The sequence below is a fragment of the Arthrobacter sp. NyZ413 genome (assembly GCF_049390645.1).
In the GTDB taxonomy this organism is placed as follows: domain Bacteria; phylum Actinomycetota; class Actinomycetes; order Actinomycetales; family Micrococcaceae; genus Arthrobacter.
In genome coordinates, this window is the sequence record NZ_CP155434.1 from 1,548,455 (window position 1) to 1,570,533 (window position 22,079).

Sequence of the window (22,079 nt, forward strand, 5' to 3'; positions counted from 1 at the left end):
CCGCATGGCTTCGCTATGGAACGCCTTCAAGGAAAACCGCACCAAGATCTGGGTTGGCGCGGTCACCTTGTTGCTGCTCCTCTATTTGGTGGTGACTTTCCAACGTTCCATCCTGTTGCTGAGCGATCCGAGCCTCGTGGCGAAGGGGATAGGTGCCGGCTACCTGGTGCTCCCGATCATTGGCGCGTGGGCCTTGATCCGCGAGCTCTTGTTCGGCGCTCGCACGGAAAAGATGGCCAAGGTGCTCGAAGCCGAGGGCGGCCTTCCAGTTGACAACCTCCCGCGGACGCCGGGCGGCAGGATCGTCCGCGCAGCCGCGGACGCGGAGTTCGAAAAGTACCGCGTGGAAGCCGAAGCCGCGCCTGAGGATTGGCGCTCATGGTTCCGGCTGAGTTGCGCTTATGACGCGGCGGGCGACCGCAAGCGGGCTCGGGAGTCAATGCGCGACGCCGTCCGGTTGTTCCGTGCGCAGCCCACCGCCGCGGGGGAATAGCAGGGCCCTGACGCATCTGCCTTGTATTCGAATATATGTTCGAATACCATGACTGCATGAACGAACCTTCGAAGCGGCCGAATGCATCTCCGCGGGCCTTGGCCGGATCCATGTTGGACGGACCCATGATGGACGGATCCATGATGGACGGACCCATGAAGGCCATGAGTCCGGGTGTCGTGGACTTTCTCTTCCGGCAACTCGTGGCGGGGGAGCCTCCGGAAGATGTGCAATGGCGGAAGGAAGGTTTGGTCCTGGGCGAGCAACCGGCAGGCGCTGAGCTGGCCCGGCGGCTCGCCGAGGTGGATCTCGAGTCGCTGACGCCGGGCGAGCTGTTCGACTACGTCCGGGCCGCGCAGCGTTTGGGGGCATGGGCTGACCGGCTCCGCGAAGCGGCGGTCGCGTTGTATTGCTCGCCGGAGCGGATGGCCTGAGTCTTTGCTCTCACTTCCATCAATTTGACGACAATCACGGAGGTCCTATTCTCCTAACCCTCAGCTGACAGGGTAACGTTTTGCATATGTCTGACTCTCGCGCGAACGTCCCTGCCCTCGGTACCCTTCTGACCGCCATGGTCACCCCGTTCACCAAGGACGGCGAAGTCGACTACAAGCAGGCCGCGGAGCTCGCCGTGAAGCTCGTTGACGATGGCTGCGATGGCCTGGTGGTCACAGGAACCACGGGTGAGACCTCCACCCTCACAGATGCCGAGAACCTCGGAATGTTCCGCGCGGTCAAGGACGCCGTCGGGGACCGTTGCGCGATCATCGCCGGTACCGGCACCAATGACACCGCGCACTCGGTGCACTTGTCCCAGGAAGCCGCGAAGCTCGGGGTCGACGGCCTTCTCATCGTCACGCCTTACTACAACAAGCCGAGCCAGGCCGGCGTCCGGGCCCACTTCGAGACCATTGCGTCCGCCACGGACCTCCCCGTCATGCTTTACGACATCCCCGGGCGTTCCTCCATCCAGATCGCTCCCGAGACCATGATCAGCTTGGCGGCCCACCCGAATATCGTCGCTGTCAAGGACGCCAAGGCCGATTTCGCCGCCGCCACGCAGGTCATGCGGGAAACGGACCTCCTCTTCTACTCGGGCGACGACGGCCTGACCCTTCAGTGGATGGCGCTGGGAGCCGTCGGCCTCATCGGCGTCACCACTCACGTTGCCACCCGCCAGTTCCGCGAGCTCGTCGACGCCGTCAACGCCAATGACCTCGGTACTGCCCGCAAGATCAACTTCGACCTGGAACCCGTGGTCCGCGCAACCATGACCCGGGTCCAAGGCGCCGTTGCGGCGAAGCAAATTCTTAAATGGCAGGGAGTCCTGCCGAACTCGGTAGTCCGCTTGCCCCTCGTGGAGCCGGACGCCGCCGAGATCGCAATCATCCGCGAGGACTTGGCGGAAGCCGGAATGGACTTCACTGTCTAGACGAAATTCCGCCGGAAAGTAGCTGCATAATGACCCAAACCGCCCTTCCCGGACTTGCCACCCCGCCCAAACTTCCGCAGGGAACGCTCCGGATTGTGCCCCTTGGCGGGCTGGGGGAAATCGGCCGAAACATGGCTGTTTTCGAAATCAACGGCAAGCTCCTGGTTGTCGACTGCGGCGTGCTCTTCCCTGAAGAGACCCAGCCGGGCGTCGACCTGATCCTGCCCGATTTCTCCTACATCGAAGACAGGCTGGACGACGTCGTCGCCATTGTCCTGACGCACGGACACGAAGACCATATCGGAGCTGTCCCGTACCTGCTTCGCCTTCGTCCGGACTTGCCCTTGGTGGGTTCGCAATTGACGCTTGCGCTCGTCGAAGCCAAGCTCCAGGAACACCGCATCAAGCCGTACACGCTCTCCGTGACCGAAGGCCAAGTGGAGCAGTTCGGCCCGTTCGAATGCGAATTCGTCGCCGTCAACCACTCCATTCCGGACGCCTTGGCTGTCTTCATCCGGACCGCAGGCGGCAACGTGCTGCACACGGGCGACTTCAAGATGGACCAGTTGCCGCTGGATGGTCGCATCACGGACCTCCGCCATTTCGCCCGGCTGGGCGAAGAGGGCGTGGACTTGTTCATGGCCGATTCCACCAACGCGGACGTCCCCGGCTTCACTACTGCGGAAAAGGAAATCGGCCCCACCTTGGACCGGCTTTTCGGCCAGGCCAAGAAGCGCATCATCGTTGCTTCCTTTTCTTCGCACGTGCACCGCGTCCAGCAGGTCCTCGACGCCGCAGCCAAGCACGGCCGGAACGTCGCCTTCGTGGGGCGCTCGATGGTCCGCAACATGGCGATCGCGGCGAAGCTTGGCTACCTCGATGTTCCGCCCGGAATCATCGTGGACCTCAAGAACATCGACGACCTCCCTGACCATCGCGTGGTCCTGATGTCCACCGGATCCCAGGGCGAGCCCATGGCCGCGCTGTCCCGCATGGCCAACGGCGACCACAGGGTTGTCGTGGGCAAGGGCGATACCGTGATCCTGGCCTCGAGCCTTATCCCGGGCAACGAAAACGCCGTCTACCGGATCATCAACGGGCTGCTCAAGCTGGGGGCCGACGTCGTCCACAAGGGCAACGCCAAGGTCCATGTGTCCGGACACGCGGCTGCCGGTGAGCTCTTGTACTGCTACAACATCCTCAAGCCTTTGAACGCGATGCCCGTCCACGGCGAAACCAGGCACCTCATTGCGAACGGCAAGCTGGCGGAGGACTCCGGCGTCCCGGCGGAGCGCGTCATCCTCAGCGATAACGGCACGGTCATCGACGTCCGGGACCACAAGGCCAACGTCGTGGGGCAAGTGGAAGTGGGCTTCGTCTATGTGGATGGCTCCAGCGTGGGCGAAATCACCGACGCCGACCTCAAGGATCGCAGGATCCTCGGTGACGAAGGCTTCATTTCGGTCATCACCGTGATCAACCGCACCACCGGCAAGATCGTCTCCGGTCCGGAGATCCACGCCCGCGGCGTTGCCGAGGACGACTCCGTGTTCGACGAGATCATTCCCAAGATCAACGCCGCCTTGGAAGACGCCGTCCTGCACCACTCGGACCACACCAACCACCAGCTCCAGCAAGTGGTGCGGCGAGTCATCGGCACGTGGGTCAACCGCAAGCTCCGCCGGCGTCCGATGATCATCCCGCTGGTCCTGGAAGCGTAGCCCGGCCAGGCGCAGGGCAACCCGGCAACGGCTGGACCGACTCGAAAGAGATGGTCCAGCCGTTGCCGCATCCGGGCTTTGGCGGACGGTGAGCCAAGCACGCGGGCACGGCAACATGGCTGCCGGCGCCCCTCAAATCCGCGGCATGCAAGCCGTTCTGGGGTAGCGTGGCAAATATGGCGACTCGTACTTCCTCCGCGCCTAGAGGCAGCTCCAACAGCAAATCCGGCGGTTCAAGCGGGAGTCGCACTCCGGCGAAGTCCGGCAGGAGCGGCACTACTACGGCCCGCGGCAAGCAAGCCGCCGCCGTCGAACCCCAACAACCCTGGGCCCTCCGGGCCCTTGCCGGCGTGTGGCAGGGGATCGGCCACGTGGTTGGTGCGGGAGTCCGGCGGATCGGCCACGACGTCAGCGACCTCGACCCCGCCGACCGCCGGGACGGCGCAGCACTCTTCAACCTCGCGCTCGGGGTTTTCATCGCGACGTTTGCGTGGTGGGGATTCAAAGGCTGGTTCCCGGATATCGTCTACAGCATCCTGAACGGAACCTTCGGCTGGATATCCCTGCTTTTGCCGTTCATGCTTTTCGTGTGCGCGTTCCGTCTGTTCCGGCAGCCGTGGGATGTCCGGGGCAATAACCGCGTCGGTATCGGTTTTCTGGTCATGGCGGTCGCCGGGACAGGGCTGGCCCACATCTTTGGCGGCCAACCGACGGTGGCCGATGGATTCGATGGCCTCCGCCGTGCGGGTGGAATGGTCGGCTTCCTTGCCGCATCGCCCCTTGCCGCCATCCACCCTGTGGTTCCCGTGATCGTCTACGGCGCCTTGGCGTTTGTTTCCGTCCTGATCGTGACCGCGACGCCGTTCGGCGCCATTCCGCGCCGCATCCGCGAAGCGTACGAGCACCTCATGGGCGTTGACCTCATGGACGCCGAGGGGAAGTCCGGCGATTCCCACGACCGCAGCTACCTCTACGAGAACGACGCCGTGGATGCGCCGAAGAAGAAGCGCCGCAAGCGGCTCTTCGGCAAGGACGACGACGGCACCGGGCTTGAGGGCTACGTCGGCGACGAAGCATTCGAGCACGCAATTGTCGACGACGACGCCGCTCCCGGAAAGGCCGCACCGTCGGTGCCGCCGGGCGTTCGCCGCCCGACGCAGGCCGAGATCGCCGTCGAGAAGATCAAGGCTGCGCAGGGGCTTGGGAAGGCTCCTGCGGGCGATGCGACCGAAGCGATCCCGGTGGTGGGTGCCGCGGCCCCTACCGCGCCCGTTACGGTACCTTCGGCGCCGGTCAGTCCGCAGCCGCCACCCACGCCTATCCCGCAGCGCACCGAGCAACTTTCGCTGGCGGGCGATGTCACCTACACCTTGCCGTCCTCGGACAACCTGACTCCCGGCTCGGTGCCGAAGGAACGGACGGAAGCGAATGACGCCGTCGTCGCCGCCCTGACCGACACCTTGCAGCAGTTCAATGTCGACGCCACGGTCACCGGATTCAGCCGGGGTCCCACCGTGACCCGCTACGAAATCGAGCTTGCGCCCGGCACGAAAGTGGAGCGCGTCACAGCCCTGTCGAAGAACATTTCCTACGCCGTGGCGTCGAGCGATGTCCGCATCCTCAGCCCTATCCCCGGAAAGTCCGCGATCGGTATCGAGATCCCGAACACGGACCGCGAAACAGTATCCCTCGGCGACGTGCTGCGCAGCCAGAACGCACGGCGGACGGACCACCCCATGGTGATGGGCGTCGGCAAGGACGTCGAAGGCGGATTCGTCGTGGCAAACCTGGCCAAGATGCCTCACATGCTTGTTGCCGGTGCCACCGGTGCCGGTAAGTCATCGTTCGTGAACTCCATGATCACCTCAATCCTCATGCGTGCCACCCCGGACGAGGTCCGCATGGTGATGGTCGACCCCAAGCGCGTGGAATTGACGGCGTACGAGGGCGTTCCGCACCTGATCACGCCCATCATCACCAACCCCAAGAAGGCTGCCGAGGCACTCCAATGGGTGGTCCGCGAGATGGATGCCCGGTACGACGACCTCGCAAACTACGGGTACAAGCACATCGACGACTTCAACAAGGCCGTCCGTGCGGGCAAGGTCGTGCCGCCGCCCGACTCGAAGCGCGTTATCAAGCCCTACCCGTACTTGCTGGTGATTGTCGACGAACTCGCAGACCTCATGATGGTCGCGCCGAGGGACGTCGAAGACTCGATTGTCCGCATCACACAGCTCGCCCGAGCGGCTGGTATCCACCTCGTGCTCGCCACGCAGCGGCCGTCAGTCGACGTCGTCACCGGCTTGATCAAGGCGAACGTGCCGTCCCGTATGGCCTTTGCCACGTCTTCGGTCACCGATTCCCGCGTTGTGCTCGACCAGCCGGGCGCCGAAAAACTCATCGGCCAAGGTGATGCACTGTTCCTGCCCATGGGCGCGTCGAAGGCCATGCGCGTGCAGGGCGCCTGGGTTTCGGAATCCGAAATCCACCGCGTCGTGGAGCACGTCAAGGGCCAGCTCAAGGCCGTGTACCGCGAGGACGTAGCGGCAGAAGCGCCCAAGAAGCAGATCGACGACGACATCGGAGACGACCTCGAGGTCTTGCTGCAAGCGACCGAACTCGTGGTTACCACCCAGTTCGGTTCCACATCGATGCTGCAGCGCAAGCTGCGGGTCGGCTTCGCAAAGGCAGGCAGGCTCATGGACCTCCTTGAATCCCGCGGCGTCGTGGGACCCTCGGAAGGATCCAAAGCCCGCGATGTCCTGGTCAAACCGGACGATCTCGCTCCGGTCCTCGCGGCCATGAAGGGGCTTGAAGCGCCGGCCGCGCCCGATTCGCACACCGCGGCCCTGAGCGAGAACGCGAACGCGAATATCGCCGTCGGAGGCTACGCGGAGGACCTGGTGGCGGCCGACCTCGAGAACCGCAAGCAGGCCACTGAGTACTATGACGGAGCGGACAGCGCAGACGACGGGGACGAAGGCGGCGAAGACGCTTGGTCGTTGACCGGACGGTAGCCTAGAGGGGTGACTACATCCGAGGCCAACAATACCGGTGCGGGCAGTTCCGGTATCTGGAACCTGCCCAACATCCTGACGATGCTCCGGATCGTCCTGGTTCCGTTTTTCGTCTGGTTCCTTTTGGCGGACAACGGTCACCATGGCATCTGGCGCTGGGCAGCCGTTCTCGCCTTCGCCGCGGCTATCTACACGGACAAGCTCGACGGCGACATCGCCCGCAGCCGCAACCTGATCACCAACTTCGGCAAGATCGCGGACCCTATCGCTGACAAGCTCCTCATCGGTTCGGCGCTCGTCCTCCTGTCGGCGTTGGGGGAGTTGCCCTGGTGGATCACCATCCTCATCCTGGTGCGCGAATGGGGCATCACCGCGCTTCGCTTCTTCGTGATCCGCTACGGCGTCATGCCCGCTTCGCGCGGAGGCAAGCTGAAGACCGTCATCCAGACTGTGGCGATCTTCCTCTACATCCTTCCTTTGGACTCGTTTGCCCCGTGGCTTGTCATCGTGGCTTTTTGGGTCATGATCGTCGCCCTCGCCATTACGGTGTGGACCGGCGTCGAGTACGTGATTGAGGCGATCAAGCTCCGCACTGCCGGAAGCCGGGCATGAGCCGGAGCATCGGCGAAGTCGCCGAATCCGCGGTCGTCCTCGCGATCAAGCAGGGCCTTACCGTGGCCACGGCGGAATCCCTGACGGCCGGCCTGGTCGCAGCAACCCTGGCCGATACTCCCGGCGCCTCGGGCATGCTGCAGGGCGGCGTGGTGGCGTACCAGAACTCCGTGAAGTCAGCAATCCTCGGCGTGCCCGCCGATCTCCTTGGCGCTGTCGGCTCCGTCGACGGCGGGGTAGCGGCAGCGATGGCCGACGGCGCGAGGCGCGCATGCGGTGCCGACGTCGGAGTGTCTACCACCGGCGTCGCCGGACCCCTGGCACACGACGGAAAACCGGTGGGAACGGTTTACATCGGGATCGCGACGGCGGACGGCAGCGTGGCCTACGCCTACTCGTTCGAGGGGGACCGCCCGGGCATCCGAGCACAGGCGATGTCGGCCGCGCTGGAACGCCTCCTCGAATGCCTTGTCCAGGCCGACCTACCGCACGTAAAGTAGCCGGGAACAAAAAACGCGGCCCAATAGTTGTTACATTGTGTCGCTTCGGAATGGCCGGGGCGCCTAGGATGTAGAAACAACCGGTCCACCTGCGAAGTGAACCGGATTCACGAGGGAGCAAGGCGATACAGATGGTTAAGCAGCCCGTATCCGTAAACGGCGTTGTCCGCTGGAAGGATGTGGGCTTGGCCGAAAAGGCACCGAGCGAACAGAAGGAGCGCAAAATGGTCGTACTACGCCACGAGATTGGTGATGTTCTGCGCGACGTCCGTCAGCGGCAGGGCCGCACGCTCCGCGAAGTCTCGCACAGCGCCCGGGTTTCGCTTGGCTACCTCAGCGAGGTAGAACGCGGGCAGAAGGAAGCCTCTTCCGAGTTGCTGTCTTCGATTTGCTCGGCTTTGGATGTCCCGCTGTCCGGCATGCTGCGCGAAGTCAGCGACCGCGTTGCCGTCGCTGAGGGCGTTGCTGTCCCTGACACCGTCCCGCAGGAATTCGCCCAGCGCTACGGTCGGGACCTCGACCGCGAACTGAGCGCCGAATTGAACGACGACTTTACGCAGGGCATGCTCTCCGGCGCACGCTAAGCGGCAGCCGGCAGGCGAGAGAAGCCTAAAGACAAGAGAGGGCCTCACTTGGGGTCCTCTCTTGTTGTGTATGCGATTATCTGTGAGCCGGGTTCGAAGCCGCGGGCTAGTCCTTGCCGATTCCTTCGCCGTAGGCGGCGTTGAGGCGTTCAATGTAGTCCGCGAGCGTTTGGATTTCATTGAGGGGCCATTCGCCAAGCCGCTCCCGGAACACTTGGCGGCGCGCGTCCTGGACTTGGTGCATTTTGTCCTCGCCCTTGGCGGTGAGCCGGATCGACTGGGCACGTCCGTCCTTGGGGTCCGCTTCCTTGGACACCATGCCGATCCCCTCCAGGAAGGCCACTTGCCGGCTTACCGAAGGCTTTCCGACGCCGATGCATGACGCGAGCTCGGTGAGGCGGATCGGACCTTCCGTCCGGATGATCGACAGAAGACCGTAGGCGGCCGGTTCCATGTCCGGGTGGACTTGGCGCGAAAGCTGGTAGGACAGCGACCTGGCACGCCGCCAAAACATGCTGAGTTGGTGTTCCACCTGCTGGAGGGCGGCATCGACGTCGTCGTCCGCCTCCACCATTTCCGGCGTGTCGTCGGGAGTATTGCTCATGGCAACCATTCTATGGTCCGCCCCCATGAGAGACTCTATTGGTGCGGATCAGTGACTTCTGGCGGCTGATGGACGATGAATTCGGGGCCGGCTACTCCCGGGTCCTCAGCAGCTCCCTAGTATTAGCCGGTGTCGGCGGGCGCACGGCGGACGACGCGTTGTCGGCGGGATACAACCCCCGCGACGTCTGGCTCGCCTTGTGCGATGTGCAGGACGTTCCTGCCGAACGCCGGCTCGGACGCGATATCAAGCCCTCGGAGGGGGGACGCGCGGCGTACTGAGCCTTGGCCTCCCGACGACACGCCCCCAATTGTTCGAATATCTGTTCGGATGGGACTATGCTCCTTACAGAGGAATTTTTGATCCTGACGGAGCGCATTCCAGCCATTTGGCCGCAGTGGTTTTCCACATACACAAAGTCGCACGCAATATTGTCGGTGGCTCGTAATAGCGTCAAGTGAGACAGGAAAAGGCCGGTCAGGCCAGTCCACAGCGAGAAAGCATCAGAGGTGTGAACCATGGCGGCAAATCAGGATCGCGAGAAGGCGCTCGAAGCGGCGCTTGCCCAGATCGACAAGCAATTCGGCAAAGGCTCCATCATGCGCCTGGGGGACGATACCCGGGCCCCCATTGAAGTCATCCCCACCGGTTCCATCGCGTTGGATGTCGCTTTGGGCATTGGCGGACTGCCGCGTGGGCGCGTCGTGGAGATCTACGGTCCGGAATCTTCCGGTAAGACCACCGTGGCTTTGCATGCCGTCGCCAACGCGCAACGCAATGGCGGGATTGCGGCCTTCATCGACGCCGAGCACGCCCTCGATCCCGACTACGCCGCAAAGCTTGGCGTGGACACCGACGCCCTTTTGGTTTCCCAGCCGGATACGGGTGAGCAGGCATTGGAAATCATGGACATGCTGGTCGGGTCCGGATCCTTGGACATCGTTGTGATTGACTCGGTCGCCGCCCTGGTGCCCCGCGCGGAAATCGAAGGCGAGATGGGCGATTCCCACGTGGGCCTCCAAGCGAGGCTCATGAGCCAGGCTTTGCGTAAGATCACCGGTCGTTTGAGCCAGACCAAGACCACCGCGATCTTCATCAACCAGCTTCGTGAGAAGATCGGCGTCTTCTTCGGCTCTCCGGAGACCACCACGGGTGGTAAGGCGCTGAAGTTCTACGCTTCGGTCCGCATCGATGTCCGCCGTATCCAGACGCTCAAGGAAGGCTCGGATTCGGTCGGTAACCGCACCAAGGCCAAGATCGTCAAGAACAAGATGGCTCCGCCCTTCAAGGTTGCCGAGTTCGACATCATCTACGGCCAAGGTATTTCCCGCGAGGGCGGCATCATCGACATGGGTGTCGAGCACGGAATCATCAAGAAGTCCGGTTCGTGGTTCACCTACGACGGAGACCAGTTGGGCCAAGGCATGGAGAACTCCCGCCGCTTCCTCCGGGACAACCCCGAGTTGGCTGCGGAGCTCGAGCGGCTCATCAAGGAGAAACTTGGCGTCGGAGTCAAACCAGCCGAAGCCGAAGAGTCGCCGAAGCTGAAGGCCGTTGACGGATAGCGGCCGGGGCCGCAAGCGATATTCGGGACCTTCGCCGGATTCGTCCGTAGCGGCAGATCCGGAGCCTGACCCGGAAGCAGTGGCCAGGGCGATTGTGCTTCGCCAACTGACCAACTCGCCGAAGAGCAGGCTCCAACTGTCTCGCAAACTCGCCGAACGTAACGTCCCGGAAGCCGTGGCCGAAGCAGTCCTCGACCGCTTCGAGGACGTTGGTTTGGTGGACGATGCGGACTTCGCCGAAATGTGGGTCCGCAGCCGGGCGCAGTCGAGGAAACTGGCGCGGGGCGCATTGCGGCGTGAACTCGCAGACAAGGGGATCGACGCCGGGACCGCGGAAGAGGCCTTGGCGCAGGTCAGCGATGACGACGAGTTGAACTCGGCGAAAGAGCTGGTTGCCCGCAGGTTGCGGGCCGGAGTGGACCTTTCGGACAGGGCTGAACGGGACAGGCAGGCCAGGCGTTTGGCGTCCATGCTCGCGCGTAAGGGCTACCAGCCATCAATGGCGTTTCGAATCGTCAATGATGTTCTGGATGAAGCTGCCGGAATCTGAGAGCTCCCTGTGAGTATCGCTCTTCCCGGTGTTGGTTCGTAGGTCCGCAACGGCTTGTGGACTATGGTTCTGGACTAGTGTTCCGAGTCGGAAGCAGGTCAGGTCCAGTGAAACCGTTGTCGTGGCGCCTATCCGCGGTCATTGTGCCGTTGGTTGCGGCTTCCCTCTTGCAAGGCGGATCGGCGACCGCTGACGACGATGGCCCGCCATCCGGCTATCCCAGTTGGGCGGAAGTACAACAAGCCCAAGGGAACGAGGCCGCGGCCAGCGCTGAAGTGGATCGCATCAACCAATTGCTCACCGGGCTTCAGCAGAAGTCCGGCGAACTGGGCGCCGTGGCCATCAAAGCCGGCACCGAGTACGCCCAGGCTCACGCCGCGTTGCAGCACCAGGAAGCCGTGACGCAGAAACTGGAAGAAGCGTCCCAGCAAGCCAAGGCAAAGTCGGACTCCCTGAAGAAGGCCACGTCATCCCTTGTGGCGAAGGCCTATGAGTCCGGCGGGTTCGATCCCGGGCCTTGGTCCCTCGCGAACGCAGCCGTCGAGCCGGACAACATCCAAAGCTATGCCTTGCTTAACCGGGTGTTGGACCGCACGGCCAAGTTGCATGCGGACGCCTTGAGTGCCGCGCAGGCCTCGGACGCGGCAAGCGCCCAGGAAAAGGCCGCCCAGGACGTACTCGCGAAGTTGGACGCCGACGCCGCAGCCAAGGCTCAGGCAGCTGACGCCGCCAGGCGCGCTGCGGAGGACAATGTCGCCTCCACGGATGGCCAACGGAAGACGATGGTCGCGCAGCTTGCTTCCCTGACGTCCACCTCCGCTGCTGTGGCGCAGAAGTACCAAGAGGGCCAAGTTGCCCTTGCGGCGTACCAAGCGGCCCAGGAAGCGAAGAGGGAAGCCGCACAACAAGCCGCGGCAGCAGCTGCCGCCGCCGCGGCGGCCGCAGCTTCCAACGCCCAGCAGAATCCGCCGGTCGTGGGTGGTGGCGTTGGCGACGTCGTGGGAACCGGCGTTGGCGGTGGGGGTGCAGGCACCGGCGGCGGGGGCGGAGTCAACAACGACCCCGCAGGTGCCCAGCAATACGCTTCGTCACGCCTCGGCGCCTACGGTTGGGGCCAGGACCAGATGCAGTGCCTGCTCCGTCTCTGGACGCAGGAATCCAGTTGGATGACCGACGCCACCAACCCGAGCAGCGGTGCGTATGGAGTTGCCCAGGCTTTGCCCCCGGATAAGTATTACTCTGCCGGAGCGGACTGGCTGAGCAATTACCGCACCCAGATTGACTGGGGCCTTGGCTACATCCGCGACCGATACGGCTCACCGTGCAATGCGTGGCAGCACGAGATGGGCTTCAACTGGTACTAGTCCGAGGGGCTACCCTATATTGGTGAGTTCTCCTTCCGTAGCACCAGCCCAGGCACCAGATTCAGCACCGGTTCAGCGCACCTATCAGGTCCGGACCTTCGGTTGCCAAATGAACGTCCATGACTCCGAGCGAATGGCCGGCCTCCTCGAAGAGGCCGGGTACGTTCCCGCGGACGGCGTCGTTGCCGACGTCGTGGTTTTCAACACGTGCGCCGTACGCGAGAATGCGGACAACAAGCTTTACGGAAACCTCGGAGAACTCAAGCAGGTCAAGGCCGCCCACCCGGGAATGCAGATCGCCGTAGGCGGATGCCTGGCGCAGAAGGACCGTGAGACCATTGTGCGCAAAGCGCCTTGGGTGGACGCGGTGTTCGGTACCCACAACGTGGGCGCGTTGCCCGCGCTCCTTGACCGGGCGCGCCACAACAACGAGGCACAGCTGGAAATCCTCGAATCGCTGGATGTCTTCCCCTCCACCCTGCCCACCAAGCGGGACTCCGTGTATTCGGGCTGGGTATCCATCTCGGTCGGTTGCAACAACACCTGTACTTTCTGCATCGTGCCGTCGCTGCGCGGCAAGGAGAAGGACCGTCGTCCCGGCGAGATCCTCGCCGAAATCCAGGCGCTCGTGGACGACGGCGCAGTCGAGGTAACCCTGCTCGGGCAGAACGTGAACTCGTACGGCGTGGAATTCGGAGACCGCTTGGCGTTCTCTAAGCTCCTGCGGGCATGCGGCGAGATCGAGGGCCTTGAGCGGGTACGCTTCACGAGTCCGCACCCGGCCGCATTTACGGACGACGTCATCGACGCCATGGCTGAGACGCCCAACGTCATGCCACAGCTGCACATGCCTCTGCAGTCAGGCTCGGACAAGGTCCTCAAGGACATGCGCCGTTCGTACCGCTCCACCAAGTTCCTCGGGATCCTCGATAAGGTCCGTGACAAGATCCCGAATGCCGCGATCACCACGGACATCATCGTGGGATTCCCCGGCGAGACAGAAGAAGATTTCCAGGCCACCCTTGAGGTCGTCGAGAAGTCCCGATTCGCCTCGGCCTTCACCTTCCAGTACTCCAAACGTCCGGGCACCCCTGCCGCGGAACTCCCGGAGCAGCTTCCCAAGGCCGTCGTCCAGGAACGCTATGAGCGTTTGACCGCCCTTCAAGACCGCATCGCGGCAGAGGAGAACGCCAAGCAGATCGGCCGAAGGGTCGAACTTCTCGTGACCGCCCAATCGGGACGCAAAGCCGAAGAAACGCACCGACTGTCCGGTCGCTCCCAGGACCAGCGACTCGTGCACTTCTCGGTGCCGGAAGGCGCCGAGGTCCCGCGGCCCGGGGATTTCGTCACGGTGACCGTCACCGAAGCAGCGGCCTTCCACCTCGTGTCGGATCCAGCAACGACGGCGGACTACACCCTGCGGCGGTCCCGCGCGGGAGACGCTTGGGACCGCTCGCAAGCTGACTCGTGCGGCGTTCCGGCTCCGGGAAGCGGCTCCCCGAAGGGCGTCTCACTCGGCATGCCGTCCCTTCCCGTTCGACGCGCCTAGCGTGGGAACGGCCCAACCACGCGCCGGCCGGCCCACCGCCACGAAGCCGGTGATCGCCGTCGTCGGCCCCACCGGATCGGGCAAATCCGATCTCGGCGTCGAGCTCGCCCTTGCCCTCGACGGCGAGGTGATTAACGCGGATGCCATGCAGTTCTACCGTGGCATGGACATCGGAACGGCCAAGATCAGCGTCGCCGAACGCAGGGGAGTCCCGCACCATCTCCTGGACACCATGGACGTCACCGAGGAGGCCAGCGTCTCTGCGTTCCAAGCAGATTGCCGGGCGGCTATCGATGACATCCAGGGCCGGGGAAAGCGCGCCATCCTGGTGGGTGGTTCCGGGTTGTATGTCCGGGCGGCGCTGGACGTGCTTGAATTTCCCGGCACCGACTCCAAGGTGCGGCAGCGACTGGAAGAAGAACACGAAGCCACGGGTCTCCATCGCCTCCAGGAACGGCTTCGGACCGTGGACCCGGTATCGGCCGAGCGGCTGGGCGATGCGCGCCGCGTCATCCGTGCGTTGGAAGTGTTCGAGCTCACCGGGCGTCCGTTCAGTTCCTTCATGCCTACCCGGGAGTACTTCCAAGCTGCCGTACAGATAGGGCTCGACGTCGACCGCGCAGTTTTGCGCGACCGTTTGGCGGAGCGGGTCCACAAGATGGTCGACGCAGGCCTCCTCGACGAGGTTTCCCGGCTGGATGCCGTCGGCCTTCGGCGCGGAAAGACTGCCTCCAGGGCGCTCGGCTATGCCCAGTTCCTCCGGGTCCTGGACGGCGAGGCGGACATCGAGGGAGCGGCCGGGGAAACGATCGTCGCTACCCGGCAATTTGCCCGGCGCCAGCTCACCTGGTTCCGCGCAGACCCGAGGATCCACTGGCTCGATTGGCGTGATCCGGGATTGCTGGCGAAGGCAATCGAAATATGCGAGGCCCAAGTGCCGGTGATTTAGGCGCAACCCGCGCTGCAGGTAGCCTTGACCCATGGACGAAACCCTTGCCGCTTCCACTCCGCAGCCTGCCGCCGCCGACGGCGCCGTGCCCGCTTCCGGACTCCACGGATTGACCTTTTCCAAAGGACATGGGACCGGCAACGACTTTGTCCTCATTGCCGACGCCGAGGACGCGCACCAAATCTCTCCTGAACAGGTAGCTGTCCTCTGCGACCGCCACCGCGGAATCGGCGGCGACGGGTTGATCCGGGCCGTGCCTTCCCGTTTCCTGCCCGAGGGGCGATTGCTGCTCGAGGCCGATCCTGCCGCGGAATGGTTCATGGACTATCGCAATGGCGACGGTTCGCTGTCTGAAATGTGCGGCAACGGCGTCCGCGTCTTCGTCCATTTCCTCCTCGAGCAGGGCCTCGCCTCCCTCGAAGCGGGGGAATCCCTGACCATCGGGACCCGTGGCGGGATCAAGAAGATCGTCCGCACCGCCGAGGGTTATGCGGTGGACATGGGCCCGTGGGAGTTCATTTTCCCCAAGGACGCCACCAGCAAAGCGATGGATTCCCTGGTGAGCGCCGAAGGGCTGGAGGTTGCCCGCCCTGGCCTTTCCGTCAGCATGGGGAACCCCCACACGGTGGTGGCGTTGGCAGAGCTCTCGGAACTCAATTCCACGCAACTCTTCAAAGCTCCCGTGGTGGATCCGAAACCCGTCAATGGAACCAACGTCGAATTCGTTGTTCCGGCGGAGCCGCTGGTGCATGACGGCATAGGGCACATCACAATGCGCGTCCACGAACGGGGCGTCGGCGAAACCCAATCGTGCGGCACCGGGGCGTGCGCGGCCGCCGTCGCGATCCGTCACTGGGCTGGAGAAGGCGCGCCGGACACGTGGCGCGTGAGCGTACCTGGCGGCGTCGTCGGCGTCCGGTTCTTCCGGGGCGAGACGGGCAAGGAACACGTCGAGCTCAGCGGCCCGGCCGTGATTGTGGCTACCGGCTCGCTTTCCTGACCCGCAGGATGCGGAAGGACTTCGAGGTGCTTTCCCGGGTAACGGTGAAAGACTCGTCGAGGGTGTCGGCCATCCAGCGCTGAAGCGAGTCCGAGCCGAGGTTCTTCTGGACTACCAACCACGCGTTGCCGCCCGGGGCAAGCCTCGGCAGCCAGCGCAGCAAGAGGCCGTGGAGTTCGTCCTTGCCGATACGGATGGGCGGGTTGGACCAGATGGTGTCGAACATGATGGCGGGATCGACGTCGTCCGGCAGGCTCGCGGTGACGTTCCGGAGCTCAAGGAGCTCGGCGTTCTCGTTGGTCAGGGTCACGCATCGCTCATTGACGTCCACGGCGTGGACCTTTGCGTGCGGAGCCATGAGGCCCATCGTCAACGCAATGGGTCCCCAGCCACAGCCGATGTCCAGCAGGTTTCCTTGCGGCGTCGGTGCCGGAACGTCCGCGAGCAGGATCGCCGTCCCTTTATCGATGCCGTCCGGGCTGAAAATTCCGCTTGACGTGTGGAGGCGGCGGGTGGCTCCAACCAATTCCACCGTGAGTGGCTTGCGGGTGAACGGCCCCGCGGGCTGTGCGCTGAAATAGTGTGCAGACTCCATAGCTTGCCAGATTAGTGGCCAGCGGCAGGCAAGGGAAACCGCGCCGGACGGCAGGCCAGTTTGACAACGGATGGTAGCGTAGTAGCCATGTTCTTGATCTTTGAGTAAGCGACTCTTCGCAGTCGGTATTGCCCGCGATGCAGGCCTGCCCTTCCGGCAGTGCCATTCCGCCTTGGCATAACCGTTCCCGGTAACCGCGGTTGCCCGGATACTCAGCAGATCGTCTACCTTTCCACCGGTTCCGTGCGCGTTCGGGCATTTGGCTTATTTGAGCCAGCTCATACGCATCCGGTCCCGGATGGACACCTAGGCGTCGCAAGGCTTGCCAAGGCCTCAGCCCAGCGCGAATTCCGCGCCACCAGACCCAAATCGGCACTATTCTGGATATGCCGAACCCTTCATAAGGAGACCATGACCACGCAGAAGAACACCGGACCCGATTCCGACGCCCAGGACATGAGTCCTGAAGAAATCCAGGCGGTTATCGACCGGATTCTCTCCAAGGACGCACCTGCCACGACGCAGGAGCGCGACGCACAGAGAGGCGTGTTCGGCAAAGCCCAGGCGATTTCCCACCTGGACGAAGAGCACAGCGCCTACGACGGCGAGCAGGAAGACCTCGCTGAAAGGCGGGCCTTGCGCCGCACGGCAGGGCTCTCGACGGAACTTGAAGACGTCACCGAAGTCGAATATCGGCAACTCCGCCTTGAACGGGTGGTCCTTGCCGGCCTCTGGACCGAGGGCACACTGGCCGACGCTGAGAACTCGTTGAGGGAACTCGCCGCGTTGGCCGAAACGGCAGGGTCGGAAGTGCTGGACGGAATCGTCCAGCGCCGCATGAAGCCGGACCCCGGAACATTCCTCGGCTCTGGAAAGGCCCAGGAACTCAAGGACATCGTGATGTCCACCGGCGCGGACACCGTAGTGGTGGATACGGAGCTCGCGCCGTCCCAACGCCGTGGGCTGGAGGACATCGTCAAGGTGAAGGTGGTGGACCGCACCACGTTGATCCTCGACATCTTTGCCCAGCACGCAAAGAGCCGGGAGGGCAAGGCGCAAGTCGAGCTCGCTCAGCTCGAGTACCTGCTGCCTCGACTCCGTGGTTGGGGCGAGTCCATGTCCCGCCAGGCCGGTGGCCAAGTGGGCGGGGCCGGTGCAGGCATGGGTTCCCGTGGCCCTGGTGAGACGAAGATCGAACTGGACCGTCGCCGCATCCGGACCCGCATGGCGAAGCTTCGGCGCGAAATCGCCGCGATGAAGCCCGCCCGCGAGACCAAACGGGCCAACCGCCGTCGTAATGCCGTTCCTTCCGTCGCGATCGCCGGCTACACGAACGCCGGAAAGTCCTCGCTGCTCAACCGCCTCACGGATGCCGGGGTACTCGTGGAGAACGCCTTGTTCGCTACCTTGGACCCCACCGTCCGTAAGGCGCAAACTCCGGACGGGATCGGCTACACCCTCTCCGACACGGTCGGCTTCGTCCGCTCGCTGCCCACACAGCTCGTGGAGGCTTTCCGTTCCACGCTCGAAGAAGTGGCAGACGCCGACCTCATCTTGCACGTCGTGGATGCTTCACACCCGGACCCGGAAGGCCAGATCGCCGCGGTGCGCTCGGTGTTCAGCGAAGTCGACGCCCGGAAAATCCCGGAAATCATCGTCTTGAACAAGGCGGACGTGGCAGATCCCTTCGTCGTGGAGCGGCTCAAGCAAAAGGAACCGCGCCACGTGGTGGTGTCCACCAGGACGGGGCAAGGCATTGCGGAACTCCTGGGAGCCATCAGCACGGCAATTCCCCGGCCGGGCGTGCGGCTTGAAGTCTTGATTCCGTACAGCCGGGGCGAGCTTATCAACAAGCTGCACAACAGCGATTCCGAAATCCTCAGCCTCGAGCATGAGGAAGAAGGCACGCGCGTGGTCGCGATGGTCCACGAGAACCTGGCAGCCGAACTGGAGTCGTTCGCCAACAATGATTGAGCCGGAGACGGGGGAGCGGGGCGGGACCGTGGGGGAACGGACCGCCCTCGAACTCCTTGATAAGGCGGTCGCCGGCATGGGTGGGCAGAACCGTGAAGGCCAGCACCAAATGGCCCTGCACGTGGCTCGGGCAATCGAGACTGGCGAGCACCTCCTGGTGCAGGCGGGCACGGGCACGGGTAAATCCCTGGCGTACTTGATACCCCTGATTGCGCACGCGATGGAGAGCAACAAACCCGCGCTCGTGTCCACGGCCACGCTCGCACTCCAGTCGCAGATCGTTGGCCGGGACTTGCCCCGGCTCCTGGAAACCATCAACCCGGAGCTGGAGCGCCCGGTCAGCGTGGCGCTCGTCAAGGGCCGGGCAAACTACGCGTGCTTGCACAAGCTGGAAGGCGGCTTTCCAAGCGAGGAGCCAGCTGAAGGGCAGTTGTTTTCGCTCGGCGAGGACACGAGCGTTCCGCATCTCGCCGCGGCCATCGGCGGACCGTCCTCGCAACTTGGCAAGGAAGTGCTGCGGCTTCGGGAGTGGGCTGCGAAGACCGCTACGGGGGATCGCGACGAACTCATGCCCGGAGTTACGGACCGGGCGTGGCGCCAAGTTTCAGTCACGTCCATGGAGTGCCTCGGAGCGCAGAAGTGCCCCATGGCCGAGGAATGCTTCAGCGAATTGGCCCGGCATCGTGCCGCCGAATCCGACGTCGTGGTCACCAACCATGCAATGCTCGCCGTCAGCGCCTTCGAAGGCTTGGCTGTGCTTCCCGAGTACGACGTCGTGGTTGTTGACGAAGCGCACGAACTCCAGGACCGGGTAACCGGGGCGGTGTCCGGCCAGCTATCTGTCGCAATGGTCCATGCCGCTGCGTCGAGCGCACGGAAACACACGGCCATCACGGTGGACGCGCTGAACGCGGCTGCTGACCGTTTGGAACTCGCGATTGCCAGTGCCCCGTCCGGGCTGCTGCCCAACGGACTTAACGACGAGCAGCTTGATTGCGTGGACCAATTGCGGGAGGCGTGCCGCGCGGCCCTTTCAGATTCGAAGGGCGACTCTTCAAACGCGGTCGACGGCGGACGGCAGCTTGCGCGCTCACGACTGATGCTGATCCTCGAACTCTGCGAACGCTTGCTGAGCGCACGGGAAAACAAGGAAGTCGTGTGGTTTTCGCGAAGCAGTACTTTCGACCCGCAACAGGGCTACTCCGCTCCCGACGAGTTTTCGCCTGCGCTCATCAACATTGCCCCGCTCAGCGTGGCCGGTCGGCTGCGTGACGGGCTATTCGCGGGCCACACAGTTGTACTCACTTCGGCAACATTGGCCATCGGTTCGGCCTTCGACGCTACAGCCGGAGGACTGGGACTGAGCGGCCAGGGCGCTCCGAGCTGGACCGGCATCGACGTCGGTTCCCCCTTCGATTACCCGAAGCAAGGCATGCTCTATGTGGCCAAGCACTTGCCCAAACCCGGAAGGGGCAGCTCGCCTGAGGCCCTCGATGAGCTCGAAGGCCTCATCAGGGCTTCCGGAGGAGGAGCCTTGTGCCTCTTTTCTTCCCGGCGCGCCGCAGAGGAGGCCGCCGAGGAAATGCGTTCCCGGCTGGATGTCCCCATCCTCTGCCAGGGCGAATCCACCATGGCTGCGCTCGTCAAGCAATTCGCCGACGAAAAGGACACCTGTTTGTTCGGCACCATGTCGCTGTGGCAAGGCGTGGATGTTCCCGGCGGTTCATGCAGGCTCGTTGTGATTGACAGGATTCCGTTTCCCCGCCCGGACGATCCGTTGATGACGGCCCGGTCGCGTGCAGTGGCGCAGGCGGGAGGCAACGGCTTCATGGCGGTTTCCGCAACCCACGCGGCTATCCGCCTGGCCCAAGGAGCCGGGCGCCTTATCCGATCAACGGGGGACAAAGGGGTGGTGGCCGTCTTGGATTCCAGGCTTTCCACGGAACGATACGGCGGATACCTCCGGGCCGCGCTGCCGCCTTTCTGGACAACCACGGACCGTTCCGTGGTACTTGGCGCGCTTGAGCGGCTTGCTGCCGGCTAGAGCGACCTCAGGACCGAGACCACTTTGCCCATGATGGTGGCTTGGTCGCCCAGTATAGGTTCGTATTGGGTGTTTTGCGGCAGCAGCCAGGTGTGGCCGTCCCGCTGGCGGAACGTCTTCACCGTGGCTTCGTCGTCGAGGAGGGCGGCCACGATGTCGCCGTTCACAGCATCGTTCTGACGCCGGACCACTACCCAGTCGCCGTTGCAGATGGCTGCGTCGATCATTGAATCACCGGCAACCTTCAACATGAAGAGCTCGCCGTGCCCCACGAGCTGGCGGGGCAAGGGAAGGACGTCTTCCACGGTCTGGTCGGCCAGGATGGGGCCACCGGCGGCAATGCGGCCGACGAGCGGCACCATGGCGGTATCGCTCGCACTCGCGAGTTCCGTAACGGCCAGTCCGCCCGTACTGCGGAGCGTTGCCGGCGCTTCGACGCCAGGTATTTGCGCGCCGCCGTCCAGAGTCAACGGCATCAGGACTTCCATTGCGCGCGGACGCTTGGGGTCCCGGCGAAGGTATCCGAGCTTCTCAAGCTGGGACAACTGGTGCGTGACGCTTGAAAGGCTGGCCAAGCCTACCGTGTCACCGATTTCGCGCATCGACGGCGGGTAGCCGTGATCATTCACCGAACGTTGGATGGTCTCCAGGATCTTCTTCTGGCGGACAGTCAGGCTCTTGGGAGACTTTTGCGGCTGCTGGCTCCGCGCTGCAGCGGACCCGCTGCCGGTGGCTTTCGCTGCCATGTTCGCCAACGCCCTTCTGTTGCGTCCGGTCCGCGCTGGAGCGCCTGACGGGATCCGTGGCCTGAAAATGTCAGACCCTCCTGATGCACTGAATCAGTGCCTTTCCTTCCCTCAAACGTAGGGCAGGCGCAGGTGTTTATCAAACATTTGTTCTAGCGAGTCTCGACACCGTTCGTTGATAAGTGCTAAAAATGTCGTAGCAAAGTTCGAATATGTGTTCTAAAGAGGACCGTGAAGCCCAGGTTTTCGATCAATCGTTCGAAAACGTTGACGAATGCCAGGGCCGGCGGCACTCACTGAAGGCAAGAATTGGCTGCCGCGCTCCGGAGCTCCGGACGGCAATTGTTCAGAAGGGCCCAGCTCATGACCGCAATCTCCACCGTCCACGTTTCCGGCAGTGCCGAAGCCGTGGGCAGGCTCCACCTGACCCGCAGGGGCCGCATGGTCATCTTCGGCGTGCCGGCGATGCTCTTGGTCGCAGTGCTGCTCAGCATGGGGGGATTCCTGAATTCGCCCGCCAAGGCGTCGGATTCGGTAACCGAACTGCAGCCCACTAATACGGTGAGTGTCACGGTCCAGGCGGGCCAGTCGCTGTGGGGGATCGCCGGAGTGGTCGCGCCGAGCCGGGATCCGAGGGAGGTCGTCGCAGAAATCATCCAGTTGAACAACCTGCTCGACGGTCGCATCGCCCCCGGCCGGCGCTTGTTCGTTCCGTCCGCATGACGCGTTCCGGTCCGGGTCGGGAACGGCGCCCGCGCCGTCACAGTTTCAGGGCAC

21 protein-coding genes are annotated in these 22,079 nt (G+C 63.6%); 18 read left to right on the forward strand and 3 right to left on the reverse strand.

The window, feature by feature from the left end:
* Positions 1-4: 4 nt before the first annotated feature.
* The 8 genes from ABCW42_RS07295 to ABCW42_RS07330 all read left to right on the forward strand — a co-directional run bounded on the left by ABCW42_RS07295 (position 5) and on the right by ABCW42_RS07330 (position 8,362).
* Positions 5-493: a hypothetical protein gene (locus tag ABCW42_RS07295; RefSeq protein ID WP_423184215.1), complete on the forward strand. Its 489-nt coding sequence runs from the start codon at positions 5-7 to the stop codon at positions 491-493.
* Positions 494-549: 56 nt separating this feature from the next.
* Positions 550-927 carry a hypothetical protein gene (locus ABCW42_RS07300; protein WP_423184216.1) on the forward strand — a complete coding sequence of 126 codons (378 nt, stop codon included), beginning with the start codon at positions 550-552 and terminating at the stop codon, positions 925-927.
* 86 nt (positions 928-1,013) lie between these two features.
* Entirely contained in the window at positions 1,014-1,925 is a 912-nt protein-coding gene (gene dapA, locus ABCW42_RS07305; RefSeq protein ID WP_423184217.1) for a 4-hydroxy-tetrahydrodipicolinate synthase, read from the forward strand.
* Between the two features lie 29 nt (positions 1,926-1,954).
* Positions 1,955-3,646 carry a ribonuclease J gene (locus tag ABCW42_RS07310; protein ID WP_423184218.1) on the forward strand — a complete coding sequence of 564 codons (1,692 nt, stop codon included), beginning with the start codon at positions 1,955-1,957 and terminating at the stop codon, positions 3,644-3,646.
* 176 nt (positions 3,647-3,822) lie between these two features.
* Positions 3,823-6,666 (forward strand): DNA translocase FtsK, encoded by a 2,844-nt coding sequence (locus ABCW42_RS07315; protein WP_423184219.1) that lies wholly within the window; start codon positions 3,823-3,825, stop codon positions 6,664-6,666.
* A gap of 81 nt (positions 6,667-6,747) precedes the next feature.
* Entirely contained in the window at positions 6,748-7,278 is a 531-nt protein-coding gene (gene pgsA, locus ABCW42_RS07320; RefSeq protein WP_423184832.1) for a CDP-diacylglycerol--glycerol-3-phosphate 3-phosphatidyltransferase, read from the forward strand.
* The gene (locus ABCW42_RS07325) at positions 7,275-7,778 is read left to right on the forward strand and encodes a CinA family protein (RefSeq protein ID WP_423184220.1); all 504 of its coding nucleotides are present in this window, start codon (positions 7,275-7,277) and stop codon (positions 7,776-7,778) included. Before pgsA ends, ABCW42_RS07325 begins: the two co-directional genes overlap by 4 nt.
* Before the next feature lie 131 nt (positions 7,779-7,909).
* Positions 7,910-8,362 carry a helix-turn-helix domain-containing protein gene (locus ABCW42_RS07330; RefSeq protein ID WP_078105673.1) on the forward strand — a complete coding sequence of 151 codons (453 nt, stop codon included), beginning with the start codon at positions 7,910-7,912 and terminating at the stop codon, positions 8,360-8,362.
* A 106-nt stretch (positions 8,363-8,468) separates the two neighbouring features.
* Here the strand turns inward: ABCW42_RS07330 and ABCW42_RS07335 are convergent, their stop codons facing one another.
* A complete protein-coding gene (locus ABCW42_RS07335; RefSeq protein WP_423184221.1) occupies positions 8,469-8,966 on the reverse strand; it encodes a MarR family winged helix-turn-helix transcriptional regulator in 498 nt (165 codons plus the stop codon).
* 41 nt (positions 8,967-9,007) lie between these two features.
* On the opposite strand from ABCW42_RS07335, the gene ABCW42_RS07340 reads away from it, so the two are divergent.
* From ABCW42_RS07340 to dapF, 7 genes are all read left to right on the forward strand, one after another.
* Positions 9,008-9,247 carry a DUF3046 domain-containing protein gene (locus ABCW42_RS07340; RefSeq protein WP_423184222.1) on the forward strand — a complete coding sequence of 80 codons (240 nt, stop codon included), beginning with the start codon at positions 9,008-9,010 and terminating at the stop codon, positions 9,245-9,247.
* 237 nt (positions 9,248-9,484) lie between these two features.
* Positions 9,485-10,531 (forward strand): recombinase RecA, encoded by a 1,047-nt coding sequence (recA, locus tag ABCW42_RS07345; protein WP_133202918.1) that lies wholly within the window; start codon positions 9,485-9,487, stop codon positions 10,529-10,531.
* 79 nt (positions 10,532-10,610) lie between these two features.
* The gene (locus tag ABCW42_RS07350; protein WP_423184223.1) at positions 10,611-11,081 is read left to right on the forward strand and encodes a regulatory protein RecX; all 471 of its coding nucleotides are present in this window, start codon (positions 10,611-10,613) and stop codon (positions 11,079-11,081) included.
* Between the two features lie 107 nt (positions 11,082-11,188).
* Entirely contained in the window at positions 11,189-12,445 is a 1,257-nt protein-coding gene (locus ABCW42_RS07355) for a hypothetical protein (protein WP_423184224.1), read from the forward strand.
* A 109-nt stretch (positions 12,446-12,554) separates the two neighbouring features.
* Positions 12,555-13,994, forward strand: a complete 1,440-nt coding sequence (miaB, locus tag ABCW42_RS07360) for a tRNA (N6-isopentenyl adenosine(37)-C2)-methylthiotransferase MiaB (RefSeq protein ID WP_423184225.1) — start codon at positions 12,555-12,557, stop codon at positions 13,992-13,994.
* A gap of 1 nt (position 13,995) precedes the next feature.
* Positions 13,996-14,943 carry a tRNA (adenosine(37)-N6)-dimethylallyltransferase MiaA gene (gene miaA, locus ABCW42_RS07365; RefSeq protein WP_423184226.1) on the forward strand — a complete coding sequence of 316 codons (948 nt, stop codon included), beginning with the start codon at positions 13,996-13,998 and terminating at the stop codon, positions 14,941-14,943.
* 31 nt (positions 14,944-14,974) lie between these two features.
* A complete protein-coding gene (gene dapF / locus ABCW42_RS07370; RefSeq protein WP_423184227.1) occupies positions 14,975-15,943 on the forward strand; it encodes a diaminopimelate epimerase in 969 nt (322 codons plus the stop codon).
* On the opposite strand, the gene ABCW42_RS07375 is transcribed toward dapF, so the two are convergent.
* Entirely contained in the window at positions 15,924-16,538 is a 615-nt protein-coding gene (locus ABCW42_RS07375; RefSeq protein WP_423184228.1) for a class I SAM-dependent methyltransferase, read from the reverse strand. The two genes, dapF and ABCW42_RS07375, sit on opposite strands and share 20 nt — an antisense overlap.
* A 411-nt stretch (positions 16,539-16,949) precedes the next feature.
* Between ABCW42_RS07375 and hflX the strand changes: the two genes are divergently transcribed.
* A complete protein-coding gene (hflX, locus tag ABCW42_RS07380) occupies positions 16,950-18,512 on the forward strand; it encodes a GTPase HflX (protein WP_423184229.1) in 1,563 nt (520 codons plus the stop codon).
* A complete protein-coding gene (locus tag ABCW42_RS07385; RefSeq protein WP_423184230.1) occupies positions 18,505-20,556 on the forward strand; it encodes an ATP-dependent DNA helicase in 2,052 nt (683 codons plus the stop codon). The genes hflX and ABCW42_RS07385 overlap by 8 nt, the downstream gene beginning before the upstream one ends.
* On the opposite strand, the gene lexA is transcribed toward ABCW42_RS07385, so the two are convergent.
* The gene (gene lexA, locus ABCW42_RS07390) at positions 20,553-21,302 is read right to left on the reverse strand and encodes a transcriptional repressor LexA (protein ID WP_423184231.1); all 750 of its coding nucleotides are present in this window, start codon (positions 21,300-21,302) and stop codon (positions 20,553-20,555) included. The two genes, ABCW42_RS07385 and lexA, sit on opposite strands and share 4 nt — an antisense overlap.
* Before the next feature lie 363 nt (positions 21,303-21,665).
* Here lexA and ABCW42_RS07395 point away from each other — a divergent pair, with 363 nt between their 5' ends.
* On the forward strand, positions 21,666-22,025 hold the full coding sequence (locus tag ABCW42_RS07395) for a LysM peptidoglycan-binding domain-containing protein (RefSeq protein WP_423184232.1): 360 nt from the start codon (positions 21,666-21,668) through the stop codon (positions 22,023-22,025).
* Positions 22,026-22,079: the final 54 nt, after the last annotated feature.

Bases quoted from the DNA above. Each gene is read 5' to 3' on its own strand.
- ABCW42_RS07375 (WP_423184228.1), bottom strand. From the start codon at position 16,538: ATGGAGTCTGCACACTATTTCAGCGCACAGCCCGCGGGGCCGTTCACC.
- ABCW42_RS07395 (WP_423184232.1), top strand. From the start codon at position 21,666: ATGACCGCAATCTCCACCGTCCACGTTTCCGGCAGTGCCGAAGCCGTG.
- pgsA (WP_423184832.1), top strand. From the start codon at position 6,748: ATGCTCCGGATCGTCCTGGTTCCGTTTTTCGTCTGGTTCCTTTTGGCG.
- hflX (WP_423184229.1), top strand. From the start codon at position 16,950: ATGACCACGCAGAAGAACACCGGACCCGATTCCGACGCCCAGGACATG.
- recA (WP_133202918.1), top strand. From the start codon at position 9,485: ATGGCGGCAAATCAGGATCGCGAGAAGGCGCTCGAAGCGGCGCTTGCC.
- dapA (WP_423184217.1), top strand. From the start codon at position 1,014: ATGTCTGACTCTCGCGCGAACGTCCCTGCCCTCGGTACCCTTCTGACC.
- lexA (WP_423184231.1), bottom strand. From the start codon at position 21,302: ATGGCAGCGAAAGCCACCGGCAGCGGGTCCGCTGCAGCGCGGAGCCAG.
- ABCW42_RS07315 (WP_423184219.1), top strand. From the start codon at position 3,823: ATGGCGACTCGTACTTCCTCCGCGCCTAGAGGCAGCTCCAACAGCAAA.
- dapF (WP_423184227.1), top strand. From the start codon at position 14,975: ATGGACGAAACCCTTGCCGCTTCCACTCCGCAGCCTGCCGCCGCCGAC.
- ABCW42_RS07300 (WP_423184216.1), top strand. From the start codon at position 550: ATGAACGAACCTTCGAAGCGGCCGAATGCATCTCCGCGGGCCTTGGCC.
- ABCW42_RS07310 (WP_423184218.1), top strand. From the start codon at position 1,955: ATGACCCAAACCGCCCTTCCCGGACTTGCCACCCCGCCCAAACTTCCG.
- ABCW42_RS07295 (WP_423184215.1), top strand. From the start codon at position 5: ATGGCTTCGCTATGGAACGCCTTCAAGGAAAACCGCACCAAGATCTGG.
- miaB (WP_423184225.1), top strand. From the start codon at position 12,555: ATGAACGTCCATGACTCCGAGCGAATGGCCGGCCTCCTCGAAGAGGCC.
- ABCW42_RS07325 (WP_423184220.1), top strand. From the start codon at position 7,275: ATGAGCCGGAGCATCGGCGAAGTCGCCGAATCCGCGGTCGTCCTCGCG.
- ABCW42_RS07335 (WP_423184221.1), bottom strand. From the start codon at position 8,966: ATGAGCAATACTCCCGACGACACGCCGGAAATGGTGGAGGCGGACGAC.
- ABCW42_RS07330 (WP_078105673.1), top strand. From the start codon at position 7,910: ATGGTTAAGCAGCCCGTATCCGTAAACGGCGTTGTCCGCTGGAAGGAT.
- ABCW42_RS07385 (WP_423184230.1), top strand. From the start codon at position 18,505: ATGATTGAGCCGGAGACGGGGGAGCGGGGCGGGACCGTGGGGGAACGG.